The 2,365-nt window shown below is 70.1% G+C and carries 2 protein-coding genes; both read right to left on the bottom strand.

The window, feature by feature from the left end; all coding sequences use genetic code 11:
- Positions 1-956 (bottom strand): DUF58 domain-containing protein (locus AC08ON_RS16070; protein ID WP_476617261.1); only part of this gene is annotated, 956 nt, incomplete at its 3' end.
- Between the two features lie 38 nt (positions 957-994).
- Positions 995-2,023 carry an AAA family ATPase gene (locus tag AC08ON_RS16065; RefSeq protein ID WP_476608225.1) on the bottom strand — a complete coding sequence of 343 codons (1,029 nt, stop codon included), beginning with the start codon at positions 2,021-2,023 and terminating at the stop codon, positions 995-997.
- Positions 2,024-2,365 lie beyond the last annotated feature (342 nt).

Raw genomic sequence — 2,365 nt, 5'->3', positions numbered from 1 at the left:
AGCGCTGGGTACAGGGACTCGGTGGGGGCGGGCATCAGCGTCGAAAGCTCGTCAAGGAGCCCGCCGACGGTACCCCCCGCGGCGATGGCCGCCAGCCCCTGATCGGTCAGCAGTCGGACCCGGTACCCGCCCCGGACGAGGTGGACGCCGATCGCCCCGACCGCGCTCACCGCCCACTCGAACGACGCTGACGGGCCCCCGTCAGGCCACGCCCGGGCCCGAGTGTCGATCAGGATGGTCGCCCCGCCCGTCTGCGGGTGCTCCTCGCGCCGGACCATCAGCTCGCCGCGGCGGGCGGTCGTCTTCCAGTGCACCTTGCGCAGGTCGTCGCCGGACCGGTACGGACGGGTCGTCGTCTCGTCCTCACCCACGAGCCCGGTCGCGCGGCGCAGCTCGGCGCTGACGCGCGCGGCACCGGTCGGGCGGGCCGGCGGCAGCCGCTCGATCGGGGGGGCCACGACCAGTTCGTCCATGCTGCGGAAACTGCGCGACAGTTCGCACAGCCCGAACGGGTCACCGAGGCGGATCGCCATCGGTCCGATCTGGTAGCGACCGCGCATCCCCGCGTGCAGGACATAGGACAGGTCCCGGCTGCCACCAGGCTCGATCCGGTCGAGTACGAACCGGGCCCCGCCGCCCAGCCCGTCCGCGGCGGCGTCCTCCAGCAGGAGCACCGACGACGGCGACCGGCTGACGTTCTCCAGCCTGATCCGGACCGAGACCCGGTCCCCGGCGGTCACCCGGCTCGGTTCGAGCCGGCGAGTGCAGGCGAGCCGGTAGCGGGTCCGGCAGACGAAGGCCGCCGCGAGCACGGGGAGGAGCATGACGAGCAGGCCGATCCGCAGCAGGTCCTGCTCGCCGAGCACGGCCGCGGACGCCGCGCAGGCGATGCCGGCGGCGACGAATGACCGGCCGCGGATCGTCAGGCCACGCAGCGCTGCGACAAAGTCACGCACCCGGAGGTTCCGCACCCGGAGGTTCCGCACACGGAGCTCTAACGGCCGTGCCGGGTCGGGCGTGCCGTACCGGGACGAAGGATCGGGATCCGGCGCAGAACGTCGGTCAGGATGCGGGCGGAGACCTCGATCGTCGGCTCCCCGGAGAGCATGATCTCAGGGTGCAGCAGTAGGCGGTGCGCCATGACCGGGACAGCCATCTCCTGAACGTCGTCGGGGAGGACGAAACCGCGCTGGTCCAAGGCCGCGCGGGCCCGGGCAGCACGGATGAGATGCAGCGCAGCCCGGGGGGACGCGCCGAGCGCGATCTCGGGATGTGTGCGGGTCCCGCCGACCAGGTCGACGATGTAGTGGCGCACCTCGGGCGAGACGTGCACCGTGCGGACGAGTGCGATCAGCTTGGCGATCTCGGCAGCGTCGGTGACCGGGGTGATGCCGGCCAGCGGGTTGGCGTTGCCGTGGCTGTCGAGCATCTCCAGCTCGGCTGCGGGGGAGGGGTAGCCCATCGAGATCCGGGCGGTGAAACGGTCGCGCTGGGCCTCCGGCAACGCCCGGGTGCCCTCCATCTCCACCGGGTTCTGGGTCGCGATCACCATGAAGGGTGACTCGAGCCGGTAGGTGACGCCGTCGACCGTGACCTGGTGCTCTTCCATGCATTCGAGGAGCGCCGACTGCGCCTTCGGCTCGGCGCGGTTGATCTCGTCGCCGACGACGATGTTGGCGAACACCGGGCCGGGACGGAACTCGAAGTCACGGGTGCCCTGGTTGTAGATGCTGACTCCGGTGACGTCGCCGGGGAGCAGGTCCGGAGTGAACTGGATGCGACGCACCCGGGCATCGATGGACCGTGCGAGGGCCTTGGCGAGCATGGTCTTGCCGACCCCGGGGACGTCCTCGATCAGCAGATGACCCTCGGACAGCAGCACGACCAGGGCCGTCGTGATCGCCTCGGACTTGCCGTCGATGACCGTCTCGACGCTGGTCCGCACCCGATTGGTGACGTCGGCGAGATGGCCGATGTCGGTCACCGGGTCACGCCAGTGCAGAAGACCAGGGTCGGTCACCACGAGGTTGGCCCCCCTCCGGGTGTCGAGTGTCGGGATGCGTCGCGCATCGGGATGCGCGGACCCGGCCCCGGTGGGACCTGTCCCCCCCGAGTGTGACATCCACCGCGGGCGCGCAGGCCGTGGTGGTCGAGGAAACATGCCTCGAAGCGGAACCCGACAGGAGATTGAGGGGTAGGTGTCCGTAGCTGACCGGCCTCGCCGGGACGGCGAGTGAGACCAAATGTTCCTTCGCCCACCAGAGTCATTTGTACTGATTTTTTGCGATTTATACCACCTTCTTCTTAGGTATCGCGGGCGACCCCCGATAGAGGGGGTTCGGTGGGGTGGTACGGGGTGTTGAGG

This window comes from Frankia sp. CoWAU3 (assembly GCF_977971855.1).
Note: the sequence above shows the minus strand (reverse complement) of the source record. Positions and strands in the feature narration are given on the sequence as shown.